Annotated in this window: 22 protein-coding genes; 13 read left to right on the top strand and 9 right to left on the bottom strand. The window is 71.7% G+C overall.

Annotated features, from left to right (window positions below):
- Positions 1 to 39: 39 nt before the first annotated feature.
- Together ACWFR4_RS18985 and ACWFR4_RS18980 are read left to right on the top strand one after the other, a co-directional pair.
- Positions 40 to 678 carry a TetR/AcrR family transcriptional regulator gene (locus ACWFR4_RS18985; protein ID WP_453653426.1) on the top strand — a complete coding sequence of 213 codons (639 nt, stop codon included), beginning with the start codon at positions 40 to 42 and terminating at the stop codon, positions 676 to 678.
- A 46-nt stretch (positions 679 to 724) separates the two neighbouring features.
- Positions 725 to 2,350 carry an amidohydrolase gene (locus ACWFR4_RS18980; protein ID WP_453653424.1) on the top strand — a complete coding sequence of 542 codons (1,626 nt, stop codon included), beginning with the start codon at positions 725 to 727 and terminating at the stop codon, positions 2,348 to 2,350.
- Positions 2,351 to 2,374: 24 nt separating this feature from the next.
- On the opposite strand, the gene ACWFR4_RS18975 is transcribed toward ACWFR4_RS18980, so the two are convergent.
- Both ACWFR4_RS18975 and ACWFR4_RS18970 read right to left on the bottom strand, forming a co-directional pair.
- Positions 2,375 to 2,878: a hypothetical protein gene (locus ACWFR4_RS18975; RefSeq protein WP_453653422.1), complete on the bottom strand. Its 504-nt coding sequence runs from the start codon at positions 2,876 to 2,878 to the stop codon at positions 2,375 to 2,377.
- On the bottom strand, positions 2,875 to 3,846 hold the full coding sequence (locus ACWFR4_RS18970) for a class I SAM-dependent methyltransferase (RefSeq protein ID WP_453653420.1): 972 nt from the start codon (positions 3,844 to 3,846) through the stop codon (positions 2,875 to 2,877). The genes ACWFR4_RS18975 and ACWFR4_RS18970 overlap by 4 nt, the downstream gene beginning before the upstream one ends.
- Before the next feature lie 233 nt (positions 3,847 to 4,079).
- Here ACWFR4_RS18970 and ACWFR4_RS18965 point away from each other — a divergent pair, with 233 nt between their 5' ends.
- Positions 4,080 to 5,078, top strand: a complete 999-nt coding sequence (locus tag ACWFR4_RS18965; RefSeq protein ID WP_453653418.1) for a quinone oxidoreductase family protein — start codon at positions 4,080 to 4,082, stop codon at positions 5,076 to 5,078.
- 68 nt (positions 5,079 to 5,146) lie between these two features.
- On the opposite strand, the gene fusA is transcribed toward ACWFR4_RS18965, so the two are convergent.
- Together fusA and ACWFR4_RS18955 are read right to left on the bottom strand one after the other, a co-directional pair.
- Positions 5,147 to 7,246, bottom strand: coding sequence for an elongation factor G (gene fusA, locus ACWFR4_RS18960; protein WP_453653416.1), 2,100 nt, complete (start codon positions 7,244 to 7,246; stop codon positions 5,147 to 5,149).
- 352 nt (positions 7,247 to 7,598) lie between these two features.
- Positions 7,599 to 8,081, bottom strand: a complete 483-nt coding sequence (locus ACWFR4_RS18955; protein WP_382604717.1) for a DUF2000 family protein — start codon at positions 8,079 to 8,081, stop codon at positions 7,599 to 7,601.
- 58 nt (positions 8,082 to 8,139) lie between these two features.
- Between ACWFR4_RS18955 and ACWFR4_RS18950 the strand changes: the two genes are divergently transcribed.
- Complete coding sequence (locus tag ACWFR4_RS18950; protein WP_453653414.1) at positions 8,140 to 8,934, top strand: AraC family transcriptional regulator; 795 nt, start codon at positions 8,140 to 8,142, stop codon at positions 8,932 to 8,934.
- Between the two features lie 119 nt (positions 8,935 to 9,053).
- Positions 9,054 to 10,265: an FAD-dependent monooxygenase gene (locus ACWFR4_RS18945; protein WP_453653412.1), complete on the top strand. Its 1,212-nt coding sequence runs from the start codon at positions 9,054 to 9,056 to the stop codon at positions 10,263 to 10,265.
- Positions 10,266 to 10,275: 10 nt separating this feature from the next.
- Here ACWFR4_RS18945 and ACWFR4_RS18940 read toward each other — a convergent pair whose 3' ends face one another.
- Positions 10,276 to 11,502: a SpoIIE family protein phosphatase gene (locus ACWFR4_RS18940; RefSeq protein ID WP_453653410.1), complete on the bottom strand. Its 1,227-nt coding sequence runs from the start codon at positions 11,500 to 11,502 to the stop codon at positions 10,276 to 10,278.
- 152 nt (positions 11,503 to 11,654) lie between these two features.
- Positions 11,655 to 12,113: a MarR family winged helix-turn-helix transcriptional regulator gene (locus ACWFR4_RS18935; RefSeq protein WP_453653408.1), complete on the bottom strand. Its 459-nt coding sequence runs from the start codon at positions 12,111 to 12,113 to the stop codon at positions 11,655 to 11,657.
- Positions 12,114 to 12,260: 147 nt separating this feature from the next.
- Here ACWFR4_RS18935 and ACWFR4_RS18930 point away from each other — a divergent pair, with 147 nt between their 5' ends.
- Positions 12,261 to 12,818: an AAA family ATPase gene (locus tag ACWFR4_RS18930; RefSeq protein WP_453468665.1), complete on the top strand. Its 558-nt coding sequence runs from the start codon at positions 12,261 to 12,263 to the stop codon at positions 12,816 to 12,818.
- Positions 12,819 to 12,820: 2 nt separating this feature from the next.
- Here the strand turns inward: ACWFR4_RS18930 and ACWFR4_RS18925 are convergent, their stop codons facing one another.
- A complete protein-coding gene (locus ACWFR4_RS18925) occupies positions 12,821 to 13,645 on the bottom strand; it encodes an ABC transporter ATP-binding protein (RefSeq protein WP_453653406.1) in 825 nt (274 codons plus the stop codon).
- Positions 13,646 to 14,002: 357 nt separating this feature from the next.
- On the opposite strand from ACWFR4_RS18925, the gene ACWFR4_RS18920 reads away from it, so the two are divergent.
- The 4 genes from ACWFR4_RS18920 (at position 14,003) to ACWFR4_RS18905 (ending at position 18,609) form a co-directional block, all read left to right on the top strand.
- On the top strand, positions 14,003 to 14,977 hold the full coding sequence (locus ACWFR4_RS18920; protein ID WP_453653404.1) for a threonine/serine dehydratase: 975 nt from the start codon (positions 14,003 to 14,005) through the stop codon (positions 14,975 to 14,977).
- 148 nt (positions 14,978 to 15,125) lie between these two features.
- Positions 15,126 to 16,802, top strand: coding sequence for an FAD-dependent oxidoreductase (locus ACWFR4_RS18915; RefSeq protein WP_453653402.1), 1,677 nt, complete (start codon positions 15,126 to 15,128; stop codon positions 16,800 to 16,802).
- Complete coding sequence (locus ACWFR4_RS18910; protein WP_453469264.1) at positions 16,799 to 18,262, top strand: ATP-binding protein; 1,464 nt, start codon at positions 16,799 to 16,801, stop codon at positions 18,260 to 18,262. Before ACWFR4_RS18915 ends, ACWFR4_RS18910 begins: the two co-directional genes overlap by 4 nt.
- A complete protein-coding gene (locus ACWFR4_RS18905; protein ID WP_453653400.1) occupies positions 18,259 to 18,609 on the top strand; it encodes a UBP-type zinc finger domain-containing protein in 351 nt (116 codons plus the stop codon). Before ACWFR4_RS18910 ends, ACWFR4_RS18905 begins: the two co-directional genes overlap by 4 nt.
- 29 nt (positions 18,610 to 18,638) lie before the next feature.
- Here ACWFR4_RS18905 and ACWFR4_RS18900 read toward each other — a convergent pair whose 3' ends face one another.
- Positions 18,639 to 19,208 carry an isochorismatase family protein gene (locus tag ACWFR4_RS18900; protein ID WP_453469262.1) on the bottom strand — a complete coding sequence of 190 codons (570 nt, stop codon included), beginning with the start codon at positions 19,206 to 19,208 and terminating at the stop codon, positions 18,639 to 18,641.
- Positions 19,209 to 19,354: 146 nt separating this feature from the next.
- Here ACWFR4_RS18900 and ACWFR4_RS18895 point away from each other — a divergent pair, with 146 nt between their 5' ends.
- Entirely contained in the window at positions 19,355 to 19,660 is a 306-nt protein-coding gene (locus tag ACWFR4_RS18895; RefSeq protein ID WP_453653398.1) for a cupin domain-containing protein, read from the top strand.
- A 25-nt stretch (positions 19,661 to 19,685) separates the two neighbouring features.
- On the opposite strand, the gene ACWFR4_RS18890 is transcribed toward ACWFR4_RS18895, so the two are convergent.
- On the bottom strand, positions 19,686 to 20,138 hold the full coding sequence (locus ACWFR4_RS18890) for a hypothetical protein (protein ID WP_453653396.1): 453 nt from the start codon (positions 20,136 to 20,138) through the stop codon (positions 19,686 to 19,688).
- A gap of 178 nt (positions 20,139 to 20,316) precedes the next feature.
- Between ACWFR4_RS18890 and ACWFR4_RS18885 the strand changes: the two genes are divergently transcribed.
- Both ACWFR4_RS18885 and ACWFR4_RS18880 read left to right on the top strand, forming a co-directional pair.
- The gene (locus tag ACWFR4_RS18885; protein WP_453653394.1) at positions 20,317 to 21,402 is read left to right on the top strand and encodes an NAD(P)H-dependent amine dehydrogenase family protein; all 1,086 of its coding nucleotides are present in this window, start codon (positions 20,317 to 20,319) and stop codon (positions 21,400 to 21,402) included.
- Entirely contained in the window at positions 21,402 to 21,881 is a 480-nt protein-coding gene (locus tag ACWFR4_RS18880) for a carboxymuconolactone decarboxylase family protein (RefSeq protein ID WP_453653733.1), read from the top strand. The genes ACWFR4_RS18885 and ACWFR4_RS18880 overlap by 1 nt, the downstream gene beginning before the upstream one ends.
- The last annotated feature ends 2 nt before the right edge of the window (positions 21,882 to 21,883 follow it).

Below are 21,883 nucleotides of genomic sequence, written 5' to 3'. Positions count from 1 at the left end.
CGCTTGCTTATTGGTCGCACACTCAATAGCATCCCAGGTATGCCGTCAAGCGTCCAGCACAAGCGAATTCGGAAGACGCCGGCCGCCCGACGTGCGGAGATCGTCGACGCGGCCGCCTCGGTCGCCCTCACCGAAGGGCTCGAGTGCGTCACGCTGCGGCGGATCGGCGAGGAGCTCGGCGTCCGCCCCGGACTGATCAGCCACTACTTCCCCTCGGCGGACGACCTCGTGGCGGAGGCGTTCGGCGGCGCCTCCGGCGCCGAGCTCGACAGCCTCCTGCCCGCCGAACGGGCCCAGGGGACGCCCACGCTGCACCTGGGATGGTTTTTCGCACGCGCGACGGGGGCGTCCTACGACAACATCAGCCGCCTCTGGATCAACGCGCGCCACCTCAGCCGCTACCGGCCCGTCCTGCGCAACCGGGTCGCCGAGCAGGAGGCAGCCTGGCGCGAGCGGCTCACCGACCTGATCCGGCAGGGCGTCGACCAGGGCGAATTCCATACGGACGACCCGTATGTGACGACCATTCACATCCTGGTGGTGCTCGACGGCCTCGGAGCGCACGCCAACACCGACACCAGCAACCGTCCAGCCGAGGTGTCGCGCATGGCCGCCACGACGGCGGAACGCGAACTCGGCCTTCCGCACGGGACGCTCACCGCGTCACCCACCGGCTAGGGTCCCGCGTCCCGGCCACCACCCACCCGCCCTTCAAGGAGCCGCTGTGCCCAGCCCTCTCGTCCTGCTCTCCGCCCGCCTGCTCGACCCGGTCACCGGCGCGTTCCTGCCGCAGACCGCCCTCGCCGTGTCCAGTGGCCGGATCTCCGCCCTGGGCGACGACCACGGCATACGTGAGCACGTGGACGCCTCGACCACGGTGATCGACCTCAAGGGCGCCGTGGTGACCCCGGGCCTGGTCGACGGGCATCTCCACCCCGTCTCGGGCGCCGAGCTGACGGGCGGGCTCGACCTGTCGGGCTGCACCGGCGTGGAGGACGTGCGCGCGGCGCTCGCCGCCGAGGTACGGAACCTGGCGCCGGGGGCGTGGCTGCACGGCTGGGGGCTCGACCCGAACGTCTTCGGCGACCGGCCCGTCGGGATCGCCCCCTTCGACTCCGTCCTCGACGGCGTACCGGCCCTTCTGCTGCTGTTCGACGCCCACTCCATGCTGGCCAGCAGGCGCGCGCTGGAACTGGCCGGTGTGGACGGCCCGCGCACCTTCGACCAGGCCTCCGCAGAAGTGGTCTGCGACGAGCAGGGCCGTCCCACCGGTCTGCTCCAGGAGGACGCCGCCTGCGAGCTCGTGGAACGGGTCGCCCCGCGGCCCACGCGGGAGGAGCGCCGCGACCGGCTCGCCGCCACGTTGCGCGCCATGGCCGCCTCGGGGCTCACCGGCGGTCACGTCATGGACGCGAACGGCGACAGCCTCGCCCTGTTCTCCGAGCTGGACGCGGCCGGTGAGCTCGCGCTCCGGCTGCGGGTCGCGCCGTGGTGCCAGCCCGGCACCGACGCCGAAGGAATACGGGCGCTCATCGAGCAGCAGGGCGACGGCGGCGCGCTGTGGCGCACCGACGGCGTCAAGATCTTCATGGACGGCACCATCGACAACGGCACGGCCTGGCTGGAGCGCCCGGACTGCCACGGCGAGTCCACCCACGCCTTCTGGCCGGACCCCGAGGTCTACACGCGGATCATCGGCGAGCTGCACCGCGCAGGGGTGCCCACCGCCACCCATGCGATCGGCGACGCAGCCGTACGCCATGTTCTCGATGCCGTCGAGAAGGCGCAGGCCACCGGCGGGCGCGGGGCGCGCCACCGGGTCGAGCACATCGAGACCGTGCCCGACGACACCCTGGGCAGGTTCGCCGCGCTCGGCGTCATCGCGTCCATGCAGCCCACCCACTGCTGCGACTTCACCCGGGCCGACCACACCGACAACTGGTCGCGCCGCCTCGGTGAGGAGCGCGCATCGCGCGCCTGGCGCTGCCGCGATCTGCAGGACTCGGGCGCCACCGTGCTCCTCGGCTCCGACTGGCCGATCGCCCCGTATCCGCCGCTCGGGGTCATGGCCGGCGCGCGCCACCGCCGCCCGAGCCGCGACCTCACCCAGGACCCGCACGGACCCGAGCAGGCGCTCACGCCGCTGGAGGCGCTCCAGGGTCTGACGGTCAACGCGGCCTACGCGGCGGGCGAGGAGCACGAGGCCGGGCGGATCGCCGTCGGCTGTCGCGCCGACGTCACCGTTCTCGCCGACAACCCGCTCACCACGGCCGACACCGCGCTGCCGGACCTGCCGGTGCTGCTCACCGTCCTCGACGGCCGCCCCACGCACCGCGACGCGAGCCTGTAGTTGTCCACGGGTACGCGGCGCCGCTCACACCGGCTCCGCGTACCAGCGTCGGTGGACGAACGGCTCCACCAGGAGCACCCCCACCGCCGCGACCACCGCCACCGAGGCCGCCGGAAGCGAACCCCACGCGGCCGCGACCGCCCCGGCGAGCACCACCAGCGGGCGCACCAGGGTCAGCGGCCCCAGGCCGACGACCACGGCGAGGGTGCCGGCCCGGAACGGGCCCCACAGGTAGCAGCCCAGGCTCAGTGCGACGATCAGCGTGTACGGCGCGTAGCACAGGAGCATCCGGTGGGCGGCGGCGTCGAGTTCGGCGTAGCGCGCGCCCCGGTCCGCCGCGGCGACGAGCAGCGTCACGGCGAGGGCCGCGCTCAGCAGCAGCACAGGGGCGCCGATCGCGAGACCGCGGCGGGCCGCGAGCAGCGCCCGTGTCGACTTACGGATGCGGCCGTCCCGACCGGTGTAGGCACGGAACCCGGCGAACGCCGCGTCGACGAGCGCCAGAGCGGCGAGCAGGAAGGCGTTCACCCGGCGCCCTCCCCCGCCGAAGCCCCCTGGCGCGTCCCGCCCACGGTGTCCGCACGCCCGACCAGGCGGCCCGACGGTCCGGGTCCCAGCTCGGCCCGTAGCGGCGGCAGCAGGTCGGGGCGTACGCCGATGACGGGGCGCAGCGTGGTGCAGAACGGGTTGCTGCGGCCCCGTGGTTCGTACACGAGCGGGGTCAGCCCGTCGGCGTGGGCGGCGGCCGCCAGCAGTGTCTCGTCGTCGTGGGCGCGGCGGGCCGACATCACGCCGTCGTGGCGGCCCAGCGGATCGCGCATCCGCGCCCGGTGGAAGACCCACGCGCCGATCGGGGCGAGACCGGTGGCGGCGATGTCGAAGTGGCAGAACGCGGCGGTGCCCGGCGTGGCCTGGGCGGCGAAGAAGGCGTCGAGGTCATCGCCCCGGAAGTGGTGCAGGACGCCCGTCGACACGTACACGGTGGCGGGCTCGTCGAGGGCGAAAGCGTCACCCCGTACGAAGCGGCAGGGCAGTCCCTCCGCGCGGGCGAGCCGCGCGGCCTCGGTGACCAGGGCCGCGTTGAAGTCCACTCCGATCAGGTCGACATCCGGGCCGAGGGCGCCGGACGCGGCCAGCCACCGCACGAGGTAGCCGAGGCCGCAGCCGACGTCGACCACCCGCAGCGGGCCGTCGGTCGGCCCGGCGGCGCGGATCACGGCGAGCAGCGGACGCAGGAGTTCGGCGATGCGGTCGCCGAGGCGCAGTTCCTCGCTGAGCCGCTGGAGCTCGGTGTGGACGGCGACGAGCCGGCGGTCCACGGCGAGCGGATCGAGGTTCCCGTCGTCGTCGCACGCCAGCCCGGCGGCGATACGGGCGCCATTGCGGTCACCCGCGGCGGCGAGCCGCGCGACGACGTCGGCGCCCCGCACCGGCAGGCGTTCACGCGTGCCGGGGTCGTGCTCCACGACCAGATCGGATATCTCGATGAGCTGCACAGGGAGAAGGTACGCGGCTGGGGAGGCCGTCGACGCCGCGCCCCGGGAGCGGGACCTGAGAGGCGGTACCGGCGGCCCGGTGTTGTGTTCGCCCGTGTGGTCCCGCCGTTCGGCCGCCGCGGTGGCAAGGTCGGTCCGTGGGGATGCGGTCGTGGTCCGGGGCGGCGTCTGCGGGCATGCGGCCGGATCCCGACGCCATGCACTGCCGGGCTGTCTGGAAAGGAGATCCGCTGATGAATGACGAGACCATGCTCGCCGCCGGGGTCGACGCGTTCGGGCCCGCCTCCGCTCTCACCGTGTCACACCGTCCCGTTCCCGAGCCGGGTCCCGGGGAGATCAGCATCGACGTCACGTACGCGGGCGTCGGGTTCGTCGACACGCTGCTGCGCTCCGGGGCGTTCCCGCTGTGGACGCCGATGGTCCCCGGGATCGAGGTCACCGGCCGGGTGCGTGCCGTGGGCCGCGATGTCCAGGGGTTCACCGTCGGCCGGAGCGTCGCCGCGCTGCTCAACGACTTCGGGCGCGGACAGCGCGCCGGCGGCTACGCGCAGGTCGCCGTCGCGCACCACACGATGGCCGCTCCGGTGCCGGACGGCGTCGACCTGCGCCGCGTCACCGCCGCCATCGTCAACGGCGTCACCGCGTGGGTGGCACTGCACGATGTCGCCCGGCTCGACGCCCGGGACCGGGTCCTCGTTCTCGGGGTGACCGGTGGCCTGGGCGCCACCACGGCGCGGATGGCGGCGCTCTTCCCGGCCCGGCAGGTGATCGGGGTCGTCGGCCGCGACCCGGACCGGGCGCCGGCCGAGTGCACGGACGTGGTGGTTGCGGACGCGCTGGCCGACGGTCTCGACCGCCTCACGCCGGACGGTTCGGTGGACGTCGTCATCGACCCGGTGGGCGGCTCGCTGCGCGCCACCGCGTTCCGGCGCCTCGCCCCCTTCGGACGCCATGTCGTCCTCGGCAACGCCAGCCGCGACGACCGGCCCTTCTCCGGTGACGAGACCTGGCTGGCGACGCGCACGGTGTCCGGCCTGAGTATCGGCGGCGTCGCCCATCTGCGCCCGGCGACCTGCACCAAGGCGCTCACCGCCGTCATCTCCTTGGTGGCCCGCGGCATCCTGGACGAGCCACTGCCGGCGGTCGAGCTGCTGGAGAACGCCGGCAAGGTGCACGAGGCCCTGGAGAACCGGACGGCCCCGGCGAAGACGGTGCTGTCCGTGGCCGATTGAACTCTGGCCCGCACCACGGCCGGACGGCCCCGCCCGCCCTCGGACGGACGGGGCCATCGCTCGCGCGGCTACCGCGAAGCCATCTGGTCGGACACCGCACCCGGAACCGGCGCGTAGCCGGTCGCCCGGCTGGTGAACGTGCCCCGGCCCTGGGTCCGGCCGCGCAACTGGGACGCGTAGCCGAAGAGTTCGACCAGCGGCACCGTCGCAGTGACGACCGCGGTGCCCGCGCGCATCGCGGAGGCGGAGATCTGGCCGCGTCGCGCCGCCAGGTCCCCGAGCACCCCGCCCACGGCGTCCTCGGGGACGGTGGCCGTGACCTCGACGACCGGTTCGAGGAGCGTCATGACGCTCGCCCGGAAGGCCGCCCTGAGCGCGAAACGGCCCGCCGTACGGAACGCCATCGGCGAGGAGTCCTTGGGGTGCGTGGACCCGTCGGTGAGCGTGACCTGCACCCCGGTGACCCGATGGCCGCCGAGGGGGCCCTCGCTCAGGGCGTCCCCGCACCCGGCCTCCACGGCCTGGACGTAGTCCCGCGGCAGCCGTCCGCCGGTGACGACCGACCGGAACACGAAGTCCGCCGCGCCGTCGCCCGCACCGTCCTGCGCCACCGGCAGCGGCCGTACGTCGATGACGACGTGCGCGAACTGGCCTGCTCCTCCCTCCTGTTTGACATGCCGGTACACCAGACCGGACACCCCGCGCGAGACCGTCTCGCGGTAGGCCACCTGCGGCCTGCCGACGCCGACCTCCAGACCGTGGGCCCGGCGGATCTTCTCCACCGCCACCTCCAGATGCAGTTCACCCATGCCCGAAAGGACCGTCTGGCCGCTCTCGCGGTCGGTCCTGACGACGAGCGAGGGGTCCTCCTCGACGAGTCGTGCCAGCGCGGACACCAGCCGGGCACTGTCGGCGTTCCTGCATGCCTCGACCGCTACGGAGACGACCGGTTCGGCCACCGTGGGCGGTTCGAGGACGACAGGCGCGTCGGGTGCGCACAGGGTCGCGCCGCTGCGGGCGGCCTTCACTCCGGCCACCGCGACGATGTCCCCGGCCACCGCGCGCTCCACCTCGGTGTGCCGGTCGGCCTGGACGCGCAGGATCCGGCCGATCCGCTCCGTACGCCGTGCGCCCGCATCCCACACCGCCTCTCCCCTGTGAACTGTTCCCGAGTACAGCCGCAGATAGGTCAGACGCCCGCGAGGAGTCGCCTGCACCTTGAACACCAGCGCGGCCAGCGGTGCCGCCGGATCGCAGGCCCGCTCCTGCTCGTCGTCGCCGACGGCGCCGCGGACCGCGGGCGCGTCGAGCGGTGACGGCAGGTAGGCGACGACCGCGTCCAGGAGCGGCTCGACACCGCGGTTGCGGTACGCCGAACCGCACAGCACGACGACGCCCTCGCCGCTGCGCGTCAGATCCCGCAGCGCTCCTGCCAACGTCCCGGCGGACAGAGCCGATCCGTCGCAGAACTCCTCCAGTGCGCCGGGATGCAGTTGCGCCACCGTCTCCTCGAGGAGGCGCCTGCGCCGCCGCGCCTCCTCGCTGAGCTCTTGCGGAACATGCCCCTCCTCGTACGTCTCACCGCCCTCGCGCCAGGTGAGAAGGCGCATGCGGATCAGGTCGACGACACCGGTGAACGCGTCCTCGCGGCCGACCGGCAGCTGGACCACCATCGGGACCGTGTCGAGGCGCCGGCGCATCGACTCGACCGCCGTGTCGAGGTCGGCACCGGCGCGGTCGAGCTTGTTCACGAAGGCGATGCGCGGCACGCCGTGGCGGTCGGCCTGCCGCCAGACCGACTCGCTCTGCGGCTCGACGCCCGCGACGCCGTCGAACACCGCGATGGCGCCGTCCAGCACGCGCAGGGAGCGCTCGACCTCGTCGGCGAAGTCGACATGGCCCGGAGTGTCGATCAGGTTGATCCGGTGCCCGTCCCAGGCGCAGCTGACGGCCGCGGCGGAGATGGTGATGCCCCGTTCGCGTTCCTGGACGTCGAAGTCGGTGACGGTGGTGCCGTCGTGGACTTCGCCGCGTTTGTAGGTGGCGCCGGTGGTGTAGAGGATCCGTTCGGTGACGGTGGTCTTGCCGGCGTCGACGTGGGCGAGGATGCCCACGTTACGGACGGCGGTCAGAGGGTCGGTGTCATGACGGTGCAGGTCGGTACGCACGCCTGTGGCCTTTCAGGTGGTTCCACACAGAGGCAGCGCGATTACCGGACGGACAGCGCAACGGGCCCCGCCGAAGGGTCGGTTCGGGGTCGTGCGGACACGCGAGGTGTCAGATGTTCGTCACGGGGGTCCGGTACCGGCCGCGCAGCCGGTGCCGGGCACACCGAGACACCAGGATCACCTCGAACCGTGACCGGGGAACGACGACAGCGGTGCGGTGACGCACGGCCCGGCTCCCCTCACTTGTCACGGCGCGCGCTGCGACGAAGGGCAGCGGCGTGAATACGTGGCGAGTGTAGGGAACCGGACCGGTGCCGGGCACCCGATTAAATGCGGCCCGGAGGTTCGTCGCTCAGGGATGCATCCGCGCCCCCTTGAGGACCTTGTCGACCGCGTTGCGCGGGCCGTACACGGCCATGCCCACCAGGTCCAGTCGGTCGGCGGGCACGGCCCGGACCGCGGCACGGTTGTCCCGGTCGTTGCCCGTGCCGAACAGCTCCGCCGTGAACACGGCCGTCGGCAGGGAGCGCGACAGCGCACGTCCGTGCGCCGTGGCCAGAGTCTGCTTCGACCCCTCGAAGACCAGCACCGGCTGGCGGAACATCGGCAGGTACGCGGTGGCGTCGGCGTCCTCGTACGGCGCTCCGACCACCTCGGGGGCCGCCGTACCGAGCCCGCTGACCAGGAACGCGGTCACGTTGAGCCGCTGCCAGGGCTCCAGGTCGTCGCGCAGCAGGACGGCGATCTTGGTGTCGAAACGGACCGGCGCGGGGCCGGAATGGTCGTCCGCCGCGGCCGGCGCCGGGCTCGCGACGTCGGTGGGGATCTCGTCCATCGTTCTCATGCCTCGAGACTGCTCTGTCGAGGCCGGTCCGGTCTTGTACGTTCCTTGCATGGTGCCCCGGCCCGAGATCTCCGCCTGGCGCCCGCAGGTCGCGGGTGTGGTCGAGGTCTTCCACGCCCACTTCACCGAGCACACGTACCCCATGCACGTGCATGACGCGTGGACGCTGCTGATCGTCGACGACGGCGCGGTCCGATACCACCTGGACCGCCATGAGCGCGGCACACCGAACGACACCGTCAGCCTGCTTCCGCCGCGCGTGCCGCACAACGGGTCGCCCGCCACCGCACACGGCTTCCGCAAGCGCGTCCTCTACCTCGACATGACGCAGCTCGACGAGACATTCATCGGGGCGGCGGTGGACGGACCCGACCTCACCGACCCCGTCCTGCGCACCCGCGTCGGCCGGCTCCACAGCGCCCTCGCCCACCCCGGGGACGAGTTCGAGGCGGAGAGCCGCCTCGCGCTGATCGGCGAACGGCTGCGCACCCACCTGCGCCCCGGGGTCACCGACACCGAGCAGCCCGCCCGTGGCGTCGCCCACGACCTGCGGGATCTCCTGGACGCACGGCTCCTGGACGGCATCGCCCTGGACGAGGCGGCGCGTCTCGTCCACGCCCACCCGACCCATCTCGTACGCGCCTTCAGCGGCGCATTCGGTATCCCGCCGCACCAGTACGTGATGTCCCGCCGCGTCGATCTGGCGCGCCGCCTGCTCCTCGGCGGGCAGCCGCCGGGCGAGGTGGCGACCGCCGCCGGGTTCTACGACCAGTCGCACCTCACCCGGCACTTCAAGCGGGTCCTCGGCACTACCCCGGGCCGCTACGCCCGCACCGCACCCTGAGCACTTCGGGTGCTTTTAGCGGGTGTTGTACGCGTTCGCGGAACCACTACCCCCTACCGTCGTTGCACGGATGCCGCCGGGCGCCGAGGCCGGGCCGCGACAAGACCATGGGAGTGTGCGTGAAGGTTGTCTGTGTCGGTGGAGGACCCGCCACCCTGTACTTCTCGATCCTGCTGAAGCTTCAGGCCCCTTCGCACGACATCACCGTCTTCGAGCGGAACCCGGCCGGCTCCACCTACGGCTGGGGCGTCACCTACTGGCCGGACATGCTGGAGCGGCTCAGGCGCCACGACCCGCACTCCGCGTCCGCGATCAGCGACGGGTCGCTGCGCTGGCGTGACGGGGTCGCCCACGTCGGGGAGCGCACCACGACCCATGAGGGGGACGAGGGCTTCGCCATCGGCCGGCACAAGCTCCTCGACATCCTCGCCCGCCGCGCGGAGTCCCTCGGCGTCGACATCGAGTACGGCCACGAGATCCCGGACCGCGCGCAGCTGCCCGAGGCCGACCTGATCGTGGCCGGTGACGGCGCAAACAGCAGCATGCGCGACCGCCATGCCGGCCACTTCGGCACGCACGCCACCCTGGGCCGCAACCCCTACCTCTGGCTCGGCACGACCAAGGTGTTCCGCTCCTTCACGTTCGCCTTCGCACAGACCGCGCACGGCTGGATCTGGTGTTACGCGTACGGGTACAGCGGCGAGCACAGCACCTGCGTCGTCGAGTGCTCCAAGGCGACCTGGCAGGGCCTCGAACTCGACCGCCTCCCTCAGCAGGAGAGCCTGCGCCGCCTGGAGGGAATCTTCGCGTCGCTCCTCGACGGCCACTCCCTCATCGGCCGCAGCGACCTCGGCGGACCGGCCCCCTGGCAGACCTTCCGCACCCTCACCAACCGGACCTGGTCGCACGGCAATCTGGTGCTGCTCGGCGACGCCGCGCACACCACGCACTACTCCATCGGCGCGGGCACGACCCTCGCGATGCAGGACGCGATGGCCCTGGCCGGCTCCCTGGCCGAAGCGAAGACGATCCAGCCGGCGCTCAGCCACTACGAGCGCACCCGCAAGAGCGAGCTGCTGTCCGTCCAGAGCGCGGCCCGGCACAGCGCGCAGTGGTACGAGAACCTCCCCCGCTACATCCAGCTCCCGCCGGCCCACATGTTCGCCCTGCTCGGCCAGCGGCACTCCCCGCTGCTCCCCCACATCCCACCCCAGCTCTACTACCGGATCGACCAGGCCGCCGACCAGTTGCAGTCACTGCGCAGACTCAAGCAGTGGCTGGGACCACGTCTCGCCCGCACCCTCCAGCACCGCAACTCCGCGCGCGGGTAAGGCGCGTCACTCAGAAACGGATGATCACCAAGGCCGTGTCGTCGGTATTGCCGCCGCGCGGGATCAGTTCGGCAAGCACGGTGTCGGCGAGGCGTTCCGCGTCCGCCGACACATTGCGCGTAAGGCAGTCGGCGAGGCGGGTCAGGCCCGTGTCGATGTCCTCGCGGCGCCGCTCGACCAGGCCGTCGGTGTAGAGGACCAGGGCTGCGCCTTCTTCGAAGGTGACCACGGCCTCGGGCCTCGGGGCGGGTTCGGGACGGGCACCGAGCGGCGGGTCGGTCGCCTTGTCGAGGAACTCCACTGTGCCGTCGGTGTGCAGCAGCGCGGGCGGAAGGTGGCCCGCGCTGCTGTAGGCGAGGGTGTGGTGGTAGTGGTCGATGACCACCAGGGCGACGGTGGTGGACTCGGCGCCCTCGACCGAGCGGGCGTAGAGGCCGAGTGCGTCGAGCGCGGCCGCGGGTCCGTCGGCCACGAGCACGGCGGCGCTCAGGGCGCTGCGGAGCTGGCCCATGACGCCGGCCGCGTGCAGGCCGTGGCCGACCACGTCACCCACGGCCACCGCGGTCCGGTTGCCTGGCAGTTCGGCCAGGTCGTACCAGTCGCCGCACACGTTCAGAGCGCCCACCGCCGGCCGGTAGCGCACGGCCGACCTGCCGCCGACGACGCGTTCCGGCACCGGCAGCATCGCGGCCTGGAGGGTCAGGGCCACCTCGCGTTCACGGGCGTGGGCCTGGCGCAGCCGCTCGTTGACCTCCTGGAGTTCCCTGGCGCGGGTGTACAGCTCCGCCTCCAGCACCCTTGCCCAGTCACCGTCGCGGCCGCCCCGGGCGCGGATCAGCTCGGTGACCTCCTCCACCCGGTGCAGCAGCAGTACGACGCTGCCGTCGGGGCCGAAGACGGGGGCGTTGACCGGGCTCCAGTAGCGCTCCTCCCACCGGCCGGGCCGGTCGGGGTACTCGACGTCGTACCGCTGGAGCGCCATGGTGTCGCGTTCCCCGGTGGCCGCCACTCTCCGCAGCGAAAGCTCCAGATTGCGCATGCCGCTCGCCCCCTCGTCGCTGGGGTTGTCAGGAAAGACGTCGAACAGGTACCGGCCGACGAGCTGTTCACGGGTGCGTCCCGACATCTGGCAGAACGCCTCGTTGGCATCCGCGTACACGAGGTCGGGTCTGAGCAGTGCGACCGAGCCGGGCAGCGCCTGGAACACCTGCTCGTAGTCGATTCCGGAATCCCTCACGACGCGTCCCGCCTCCTTGCGTGTGCCGCGCGTGCGGCGAACGGTGCCGGGCACCCCGCGGTCGAACGACCACAGGGTGTCCCAGTCGCAGGGGACGGAGGTCCGATTACGTCATCGGCGGCGTGTCCTGTGGCCGGACCGCCCGGCCGCCGTCAGTGGTGCCAGGCGTGGCCGCCCGTGTTGTGGATGAAGCGCTGAAGCACCTTGAGGGTGGTCAGGTACTCCTCGTCCGAGATTCCCGCGTGCCGCTCGGTCCACAACTCCCGCTGGAGTACGGCCACTTCGTCGAAGAAGTCTGTGCCCGCCGCCGTGAGCGAGAGCCGCCCCTCGGCGTCCTCGGCGAGCCAGCCGTGGGCGATCGTCGCGTCGATCTCCTCCGCCAGGACGACATCGCCCACGTCGAGGTAGCCGCTGAGGGTGTCGGACACCTCGGCCCGGGTCTTGATGCGGTCGGCCCGTGCGACCTGCGCGAGGACCCACCACTGCGGCTGGGTGGTGCCCTTCTCCGCGAGCGCGCCGCGGGTGCGGGTGACGACAGCCTTGTAGGCGGCCCAGGCCCAGTAGCCGATGGGCTGCTCGATCAGTTCCGCGTCGCTGTGCGAGTACTCCATGGCTGATTCGCTCCGTCCGGTGCACACGATCCTTCGGTGCGTCCGAGCCTAGAAACTGAACCGCACTCGAGGTCCAGGGCTCGCGGCGGGGAAGATCACGGCAATTTCGGATCGCGCATGTCGGCCGTGCCCTGTCACCCTGCTGTCATGAGTGATGCGGAACTGCTGCTCCTCGGCGGACGGGCCGGTGTCGGCAAGACGACCGTGGGCTGGGAGGTGTCGGCCCTCCTGCGCGCCATGGAGGTGTCACACGCCGTGATCGAGGGCGACTTCATGGGGCAGGTGCATCCGGCGCCGGAGGGCGACCCGCACCGGGCCGGGATCACCGAGGACAATCTGACGGCCGTGTGGGGCAACTTCGCCCGGCGCGGCTACCGCCGCCTCATCTACACGAACACGGTCAGCGTGCTGCCCGAGGCGGCCGGCATGTTCGAGCGTGCGATGGGAACGGGCGTACGGATCGTACGGGTCCTGCTCACCGCCTCCGACGCCACTGCCGCCGAGCGGCTGACCGCCCGGGAGCTCGGCTCGGAGCTGGAGACGGAGCTGCGGGGCAGCGCCCGCAAGGCACGCCTCCTGGACGAGCAGGCACCCGCGGACACCGTGCGAGTGGCGACCGACGGGCGGACGGTCGCCGACATCGCCCGCGAGGTGGTGGCCACGACCGGCTGGACCGAGCGGCCCCCTGCCCCCGGGTGGACGTAGCTTCAGGCTCCCGCGACCGGGGGACCCCAGCTCGTGGTGCCCGAGCGGGCCAGCCAGCGGCCCCCGTGTCGTGACACCTCGATGGCGCGGCCGAAGCAGGCCGTCATCCGGGCGGACGTGAGCACCTCGTCGGCCCGGCCTCCCGCCAGAACGCGGCCGTCGCGCAGGAGCAGCGCGTGCCCGATCGCCGGCGACAGCTCCTCCAGGTGGTGAGTGACGGTGATGGTCGCCAACCCCCGCCGCCCCTCGGCGAGTTGACGCATCGTGTCGATGAGGTCCTCGCGCGAGGGCAGGTCGAGCGCGCTGAAGGGCTCGTCGAGCAGGAGCAGGGACGGGTCCGCCATCAGCGCGCGGGCGATGAGGACGCGCGCCCGCTGGCCACCGGAGCAGACGCCGTACGGCCGGTCGGCGAGCTCCTTGATGTCGAGCTCGGCCAGGAGCGTGTGCGCGCGCTCGCGTACGCCGGCGTCGTACTTGCGCCACAGGGGCTGCACGGTGCCGGTGTGCCCGGTCAGGACGACGGCGTGCCCGGTGAGGTCCTGCGGCACGCGCTGCGCGCTCGACACCAGACCGATGTGCGCGCGCAGTTCGCGTACGTCGACCTTGCCGAGGCGGTGGCCGAGGACCTCGACGGTGCCGGTGGTGGGGTGCATCAAGGCGCCGATGAGGCGGAGCACGCTGGTCTTGCCGGCGCCGTTGGCGCCGAGCAGGGCCCAGTGTTCGCCGGAGCGCACCGTCCAGTTGATGTCGTCGAGAATGACCTGGCCCGTCGTGAACCTGCGCACGCAGGCCCCGTCGAGGGCGGCGACGATCCGTCCGTTGCTCACTGACGCCTCCTGTCGAATGGACCGGCACAGGTTAGCTGCACACGGCATTCAAAAGCGGAGATGTCCAGTTCGTGGACCCTGCGCGGTTGCTACGGGCGCTTGACCTCGGCGGGTGGGGTTTCCGGGTCGCCCTCCGCGGAGAGCAGCGGGTTCTGGGCGGACAGGACGTGCGGCAGCTTTCCGAGGGACGTGCATGGAGGCTCCACGCCCCTTCCGGGGGGAAGGGCACCTGGGGCGTCCCATTCAAGGCCGGTCCGTTCGCACTGGCACGCCGGTGCGGGGCAACGGGTGACGGCTGCCGGGGCGCCGACCCCTTCTCGTAGGGTCGTCACCACCCGCTCATCCGAGGAGAAGCTCGTGACCATTGCCTTCAACGACGTACGGGCCGCGGCCGACCGCATCGCGGGGCACACACGCCCGCTCGTGGTGGCCCCGCTGGGCGACGGGGCTTTCGACGGTGCCTTCGGTGAGGCCGAAGGGTGGCTTGCGCTGGAGTTCATGCAGCACACCGGCTCGTTCAAGGCGCGTGGCGCCTTCAACTTCGTCCGCAGCCACATCGAGGCGGGCCTGATGCCGGACGCAGGCGTCGTCATCGCTTCCGGGGGCAACGCCGGGCTCGCCTGCGCCTGGGCCGCGGCCCGGCACTCGGTGCAGGCCACCGTCTTCGTTCCCGAGACGGCGCCCGCGGTGAAGGTCGACAGGCTCCGGCGGCTGGGCGCCACGGTCCGGCAGGTCGGCTCGGAGTACGCGGAGGCGCTGGCGGCCTCGCAGAAGTACGCGGCCGAGAGCGGCGCCCTGGAGTCCCACGCGTACGACCACCCGTTGATCGCGGCCGGTGCCGGCACGGTCATGGAGGAGCTCGTTCAGGCGCTGCCCGGCGTCGAAACCGTCCTGGTCGCGGTGGGCGGCGGCGGACTGTTCACGGGCATCGCCGCGTCGGCGCGTGCGCACGGCGTGCGTGTCGTGGCCGTGGAGCCGGAGCGGTGCTGCGCCCTGCACTCCGCGCTGGAGGCGGGCGCGGTGGTCGACGTCCCGGTCGACTCCGTCGCGGCGGACTCCCTCGGCGCACGCCGCACCTCCGAGATGGCGCTCGAATGGGCGGGCAAGGACCACGTACGGTCCGTTCTCGTGACCGACGAGGCGATCGTGTCCGCACGTCAGGCCCTGTGGGACGACCGGCGGCTCGCGGTGGAGCACGCTGCGGCCACGGCGCTCGCGGCGGTGACCTCAGGCGTCTACACGCCCGCACCCGGTGAGCGGGTCGCCGTGATCATGTGCGGCGCGAACACGGACCCCGGCGACCTCACGCGGGGCACACGCCTCCCGGACTGACGCATCCCCGCGGTTACGCACCCCGCGGGCGTTCCAGCGCGAACCCGGCCGATCGAACTTACGATGGGGTTCTCCGGCCGCTCGCGCGCGCACGTCCGCGCGGACCGGCGCCGGGGCGAGACGCCGATGAGTTCGGGGTGGAAGCCGCATGGCACAGGCCGCAGGCCCAGCGCGCACCGTCATCCTGACCGTGGACGACGATCCGGGGGTCTCCCGCGCCGTCGCCCGGGACCTGCGGCGGCGCTTCGGCGAGTCGTACCGGATCGTGCGCGCGGAGTCCGGGGCGTCCGCCCTGGACGCGCTGCGCGAGCTCAAGCTGCGCGGCGACCTGGTGGCGGTGATCCTTGCCGACTACCGGATGCCCGAGATGAACGGCATCGAGTTCCTCGAGCAGGCCATCGACATCTATCCGGGCGCGCGCCGGGTCCTGCTGACCGCGTACGCCGACACCAGCGCCGCCATCGACGCGATCAACGTCGTCGACCTCGACCACTACCTCCTCAAGCCGTGGGACCCGCCGGAGGAGAAGCTCTATCCCGTCGTGGAGGACCTGCTGGAGACCTGGCGGGCCACCGACCGCAAGCCCGTGGCGACCACGAAGGTCGTCGGGCACCGGTGGTCGGCGCGGTCGTCGGACGTACGGGAGTTCCTCGCCCGTAACCAGGTGCCGTACCGGTGGTACTCGTCCGAGGATCCGGAAGCCCGCTGTCTGCTGGCCGCCGCCGGGCAGGACGGCTCACGGCTCCCGCTCGTGATCACCCCGGACGGCACCGCGCTCGTCGAACCCGAGGACGCCGAGCTGGCCGCGCGGGTGGGCCTGGCCACGACGCCGACGGCCGACTTCTACGACCTGGTCGTCGTCGGCGGCGGCCCAGCGGGGCTCGGCGCCGCCGTCTACGGGGCGTCCGAGGGCCTGCGGACCGTGCTCGTGGAACGCTCGGCGACCGGCGGACAGGCGGGCCAGAGCTCCCGGATCGAGAACTACCTCGGCTTCCCGGACGGCGTGTCCGGGTCACAGCTCACCGAACGGGCCCGGCGCCAGGCCGCGCGGTTCGGCGCCGAGATCCTCACCGCACGTGAGGTGACGGGCCTGGAGGTGAACGGGCCCGCGCGCACCGTGCTGTTCTCCGACGGCTCCGCCGTCTCCGCGCACAGCGTGATCCTCGCGACCGGAGTGTCGTACCGCCAGCTCGACGCCCCAGGCCTCGCGGGACTCACGGGGTGCGGGGTCTTCTACGGTTCCGCGCTGACCGAGGCGAGCGCCTGCCAGGGGCACGACGTGTACATCGTCGGCGGCGCGAACTCGGCGGGACAGGCCGCCATGTACCTGGCCAGGGGCGCCAAGTCCGTCACCCTCCTCGTGCGGGGCCCGTCGCTGTCCGCCTCGATGTCGCACTATCTCGTCCAGCAGATCGAGGACGCGCCCAATGTCTCCGTACGCACCGGCACCGTCCTCGACGCCGCGCACGGATCCGAGCATCTGGAACAGCTGACCCTGCGCGACGTGGCGAGCGGGCACACCGAACTCGTGGATGCGCAGTGGCTGTTCGTGTTCATCGGGGCCGCGCCGCTGACCGGCTGGCTGGAGGGGACGGTGCTGCGGGACGGGCGGGGCTTCATCATGGCCGGTCCCGACCTCACCCCGGACGGACGGCCGCCCGCGGACTGGGATCTCGACCGGCCGCCGTACCACCTGGAGACCAATGTGCCCGGTGTGTTCGTGGCCGGGGACGCACGCTCCGAGTCCGCCAAGCGCGTCGCGTCCGCCGTCGGAGAGGGAGCCATGGCCGTCATGCTCGTACACCGGTATCTGGAGCAGTCGTGAACGGGCGGCCGGTTCCGTGCAGCCGCGAGGAACTGGGCTCACTGTTCCTGTTCGAGAAGCTCGACCCGGACCAGCTCGACCGGCTGTGCCGCGAGGGCCGCGTGGAGGCCTTCGATCCCGGGCCTGTGTACGCGGAAGGCGATCCGGCGACCTGCTTCTACGTGCTCCTTGCGGGCACGCTCGTCATGTCGCGCCGCGTCGGTGCCGACGACGTGGAGGTGAACCGGAGCTCCAGTCGCGGTGTGTACGCGGGCGCCTTCCAGTCCTATCTCGGCGATCGCGCCCCGCAGACGTACAACAGCTCGATGCGGGTCACTGAGCCCGCGCGGTTCTTCGTCCTGCCCGCGGAGACCTTCGCGGCCGTCGTGCGGGAATGGTTCCCCATGGCCGTCCACCTGCTCGAAGGGCTGTTCTTCGGTACGCGGAACGTCCAGCAGACGGTCGGCCAGCGGGAACGGCTGCTGGCGCTCGGCTCGCTGTCCGCCGGGCTCACCCACGAGCTCAACAACCCGGCCGCCGCGGCGGCGCGGGCCACGTCGTCGCTGCGCGAGCGGGTCGCGGGCATGCGGCACAAGCTGGGCGCGATCGCCTCGGGCCCGTACCGGCGGGCCACGCTGGAGACACTCGTCGAGATCCAGGAGCGGACGGCCGAGCAGGTGTCCAAGGCTCCTGTCCTGACCCCTCTGGAGACCTCCGACCGCGAGGACGCCCTCACGGACTGGCTGGACGACCACGGGATCACCGCCGGCTGGCAGCTGGCGCCGAACTTCGTCCAGGCCGGCCTCGATGTCGACTGGCTCGACCAGGTCGCCTCGGCCGTCGGCGAGGAGACTCTCGAAGGCGCCATGCGGTGGCTGAACTACACGGTCGAGACCGAACTCCTCATGAACGAGATCGAGGACTCCACCGCGCGGATCTCCCACCTCGTCGACGCGGCCAAGCAGTACTCCCAGATCGACCGGGCCCCTTCCCGGTTCGCCGACGTGCACGAGCTGCTCGACAGCACGTTGATGATGCTCTCCGGCAAGTTCGGGAACGGGATCAAGGTCGTCAAGGATTACGACCGCACACTGCCCGAGGTCCCCGCCTATCCCGGCGAGCTCAACCAGGTGTGGACGAACCTCGTCGACAACGCGGTCGCGGCGATGAACAGCACAGGCGGCGAGGGCACGTTGACGGTGCGTACCGCGCTCGACCGTGACCATCTGCTCGTGGAGTTCCGCGACACGGGGCCGGGGATCCCCGCGGACATCCGTGGCCGCATCTTCGACCCGTTCTTCACCACCAAACCGGTGGGCGAGGGAACCGGGCTCGGCCTGGACATCTCCTGGCGCATCGTCGTCAACAAGCACCACGGTCAGCTCGATGTGCACTCCGAGCCCGGAGACACCCGCTTTCAGGTGCGTCTCCCCCTCACATCCACGAACCCTGAACCCGACCCCCCACAGGAGTCTTCATGAGCACCCTGAACGGAATCGACCCCTCGGTCCCGCCGAACGGCACCGGATGCGTCGAGTGCGACGCGGCCGGCGGCTGGTGGTTCCATCTGCGGCGCTGCGCGCAGTGCGGCCACATCGGCTGCTGCGACGACTCTCAGGGCAAGCACGCGACGGAACACGCCAAGACCAGCGGCCACCCGGTGATCCAGAGCTTCGAGCCGGGCGAGAACTGGTTCTGGGACTACAACACGTCCTCGCTCATCGAGACGGGCCCGGACCTCGCTCCCCCCGTCAGCCATCCCGAGACACAGTCGACCCCCGGCCCCGCGGACCGAGTCCCCTCGAACTGGTCCGAGTTGCTGGGCTGACGGGGTTTCCTGGGCGGAAGAGCTCCGGATCAGGCCGACCCCGGGGCCGCGAACGACACGTCCGCCGAGTGCGTGGTCGTGTCCGCGTCGCTGCCGAGCGCCCAGGCCGCGACCCTGGAGACGATGGCGGCCGGGATCTCCTCGCTGATGCCGGGGGCCGCCGGGACGTTCTGGGTCGCGTGGGCGTCGTACGGCAGGACCACCCGATAGCCCCGCGCGAGAGCGGTCCGGGCCGTCGCCTGGACGCACATCTCGGACATCACGCCGCAGACGGCGAGCGCCTCGACCCCCGCGCCGGCGAGCACGCCGCCCAGCGCGGTCCCGTCGAAGCCGTCATCCTTGGGCTTGCGGATCACAACCTCCGCCGGGCCCGGCTCGACCGGGTGATGGAGTTCCCAGCCCGGCGTGTGCGGCTCGTCCTCCGCCCCGGGCGGCCCGTCGTTCTGGAGGTGCACGACGAGGGCTCCGCCGCTGCGGGCCCGTGCGATCAGGTCCGTCGTCCGCTCCACGAGACGTCCCGCATCGGGAACGGCCCCCTCGCCGGAGACGAACGCCGACTGGACGTCCACCACGATCAGGGCCTCTACGCGATTGATCATGCGGTCATCATTACCGTCGGCGCCGCACGCCTCCACACGGTTTCGTATGCTCCCGGGCCTGTGTTCCACTGACGTCGGATGCCGATCAGGCCTCTGACGTGGGCGTTGAAGCCGACGCCCCATGACCGACAGCAGGGAGAGGTTCGATGCCGACGACCGCGAAGCCGAGCGTGCAGCACGAGGACGAGCAGGTACGGGTGACCCGCTGGGACTTCGAGCCCGACACGCGTACCGGCCGCCACGTCCACGAGCACGACTACGTGGTCGTGCCCGTGGTGGACGGCCGGATCAGCGCGTTCGCCCCCGACGGCACGGTGACCGAGTCACAGCTGCGCGCGGGCGAGTCCTACGCGCGCCCGGCGGGCGGCGAGCACGATGTCGTCAACACGGGCGGCACGTGGCTGGCGTTCGTCGAGATCGAGCTCAAGCGGACGTCGAAAGCCGTGGCGTAGCGCTCCGTCGGTCACCTGACGACGGTCATTTGACGAGGTACTTGCAGCCCGCGATCGACTTGCCGTCCTTGTTGTCCGCGACCTGCTTGCCGTCGACCTTGATGACGCAGGATGCCGGCTCGAGCTGTCCGTTTGAGCCGGTCACCGAGCCGGGGACGACCGACACCAGGCTGCCGACCTTCAGTTCCGCGCCCTTGACGGTCAGTCGGGTCGTCTTCGTCCAGGGCAGGTTCACCTGCTCCGTCTTGCTGTTGCCGGCCGTCCAGAGGACCTGCGTACTGCCCTGGCCCCGCACCTCGAAGGTCACTTCGCGGGTCGCCTCCTGCCCCCCGGCCGGCTTCGAGGCGGCGGGCGAAGGTGTCTTCGACGTGTCCTGCTTCGCCCCGGCCTCCTTGCTGTCTCCCCCGCCGCTGCCGCACCCGGCCAGCAGAGCGGCTGTCGCCGCGACCAGAGCAATACCGGTTACCGTCCTGCGCACGTTTCCTCCGTGATCCCCGTACAACTCAGCAGTTCGGCCTGGCACATCTCGCCCGGGCCGAACTGCTGAGCATACGGGGGCGTCCGGGACGGTCACCCGGTGCGTAGGCTGTCCGTCCGCATCGCCTGGACTTGTCATGGCCCTAGGAAGGTTCGGGCCCCGGCGCTACCCTCCGCGCATGATTTCGACCGTTGTCTGGGGTACCGGAAATGTCGGGCGCGCGGCCATCCGTGCGGTCGAGGCCCACCCGGCACTGGAGCTCGTCGCCGTGCTGGTCCACGACCCCGCGAAGGTCGGCCGCGACGCGGGTGAACTCGCGGGCCTCGAGCACGAGTTGGAGGTCAGGGCGAGCGACGACATCGAAGCGGTGCTGGCCGCCCGGCCCCGGGCCGTCGTGTACGCGGCCTCCGGCGACATCCGCCCCGACGACGCCCTCACCGACATCGCCCGGGCCCTGCGGTCCGGTGCCGTCGTCGTCTCCCCCGCCCTCTATCCGCTCTACGACCACCGCGGCGCGCCGCCGGAGTTCCGGGATCCGGTGGTGGCCGCCATCGCGGAAGGCGGCGGGTCCCTGTTCGCCTCCGGAGTCGACCCGGGCTGGGGCAACGACGTCCTGCCGCTCCTCGTCAGCGGGCTCGGCAGCACGGTCGACACGATCCGCTGCCAGGAGATCTTCGACTACTCGACGTACGACCAGCCCGACTCGGTACGGCTCCTGGTCGGCATGGGCCAGCCGATGGACTACGACCCGCCCATGCTGTGGGACACCGTCCCGACGATGGTGTGGGGCGGGCAGATACGTCTGATGGCGCGGGCGCTCGGGGTCGAACTCGACGAGATCCGCGAGACGTTGGACCGCCGCCCGCTCGACGCCACGGTGAGTACGCGCACGATGGGCGACTTCGAGGCCGGCACCCAGGGCGCCGTACGGTTCGAGGTGCAGGGCATCGTCGGGGGCGAACCCCTCATCGTCATCGAGCACGTCACCCGCATCCACCCGTCCTGCGCGCCGGACTGGCCGACGCCTCCCGACGGTACCGGGGCACACCGGGTGATCATCGAGGGCCGTCCGCGTATCGAGGTCACCGTAGAGGCCGCGGACGAGGGCGAGAACCGGTCAGCCGGCGGCAACGCCACCGCGGTCGGCCGGCTGGTGAACGCCATCGACTGGCTCGTGGACCAGGCCCCGGGCCTCTACGACGCGCTCGACGTCCCGCTGCGCCCCGCAGTCGGAAAGCTCGGTCATCACGGAAGGAAGCAATGATGATCATCGACATCCCCGAGGGACAGGAACCGATCGGCTACGTCTGGGGGGACATGGTCCCCGGTATCGGCATGGCGGCCGCCAACTTCTCGCTTTCCGTGTATGCCCATACGACGCTGGGCCTGCGGGAGTTCGAGGCGGCACGGCTGCGGATCGCGCAGATCAACGGGTGTCAGTTCTGCCTGGACTGGCGTACCGACCGGGACGGGGCGAAGGTCGAGGAGTCCTTCGCGGACTCGGTGACCGAGTGGCGTACCAGCGACGCCTTCGACGACCGGACCCGTCTCGCGGCCGAGTACGCCGAGCGGTACGCGCTCGACCACCACGGCCTGGACGAGGAGTTCTGGTCCCGGATGACCGCGCTGTACAGCCAGGTCGAGATCGTGGAGCTGAGCATGAGCATCGGTTCCTGGCTGGCGTTCGGCCGGCTCAACCACGTGCTGGGTCTCGACACGGTGTGCGTCCTGCCCACGGCCTGAGG

The organism is Streptomyces sp. NPDC055140 (genome assembly GCF_053607285.1).
The sequence above is the reverse complement of the archived record's forward strand: the minus strand, read 5'-3'. Positions and strand labels throughout refer to the sequence as shown.

Excerpts from the sequence above, each read along its gene's own strand:
- ACWFR4_RS18985 (WP_453653426.1), top strand. The coding sequence starts at position 40 with ATGCCGTCAAGCGTCCAGCACAAGCGAATTCGGAAGACGCCGGCCGCC.
- ACWFR4_RS18965 (WP_453653418.1), top strand. The coding sequence starts at position 4,080 with ATGAATGACGAGACCATGCTCGCCGCCGGGGTCGACGCGTTCGGGCCC.
- ACWFR4_RS18955 (WP_382604717.1), bottom strand. The coding sequence starts at position 8,081 with ATGGACGAGATCCCCACCGACGTCGCGAGCCCGGCGCCGGCCGCGGCG.
- ACWFR4_RS18950 (WP_453653414.1), top strand. The coding sequence starts at position 8,140 with ATGGTGCCCCGGCCCGAGATCTCCGCCTGGCGCCCGCAGGTCGCGGGT.
- ACWFR4_RS18935 (WP_453653408.1), bottom strand. The coding sequence starts at position 12,113 with ATGGAGTACTCGCACAGCGACGCGGAACTGATCGAGCAGCCCATCGGC.
- ACWFR4_RS18930 (WP_453468665.1), top strand. The coding sequence starts at position 12,261 with ATGAGTGATGCGGAACTGCTGCTCCTCGGCGGACGGGCCGGTGTCGGC.
- ACWFR4_RS18915 (WP_453653402.1), top strand. The coding sequence starts at position 15,126 with ATGGCACAGGCCGCAGGCCCAGCGCGCACCGTCATCCTGACCGTGGAC.
- ACWFR4_RS18905 (WP_453653400.1), top strand. The coding sequence starts at position 18,259 with ATGAGCACCCTGAACGGAATCGACCCCTCGGTCCCGCCGAACGGCACC.
- ACWFR4_RS18900 (WP_453469262.1), bottom strand. The coding sequence starts at position 19,208 with ATGATCAATCGCGTAGAGGCCCTGATCGTGGTGGACGTCCAGTCGGCG.
- ACWFR4_RS18895 (WP_453653398.1), top strand. The coding sequence starts at position 19,355 with ATGCCGACGACCGCGAAGCCGAGCGTGCAGCACGAGGACGAGCAGGTA.
- ACWFR4_RS18885 (WP_453653394.1), top strand. The coding sequence starts at position 20,317 with ATGATTTCGACCGTTGTCTGGGGTACCGGAAATGTCGGGCGCGCGGCC.
- ACWFR4_RS18880 (WP_453653733.1), top strand. The coding sequence starts at position 21,402 with ATGATCATCGACATCCCCGAGGGACAGGAACCGATCGGCTACGTCTGG.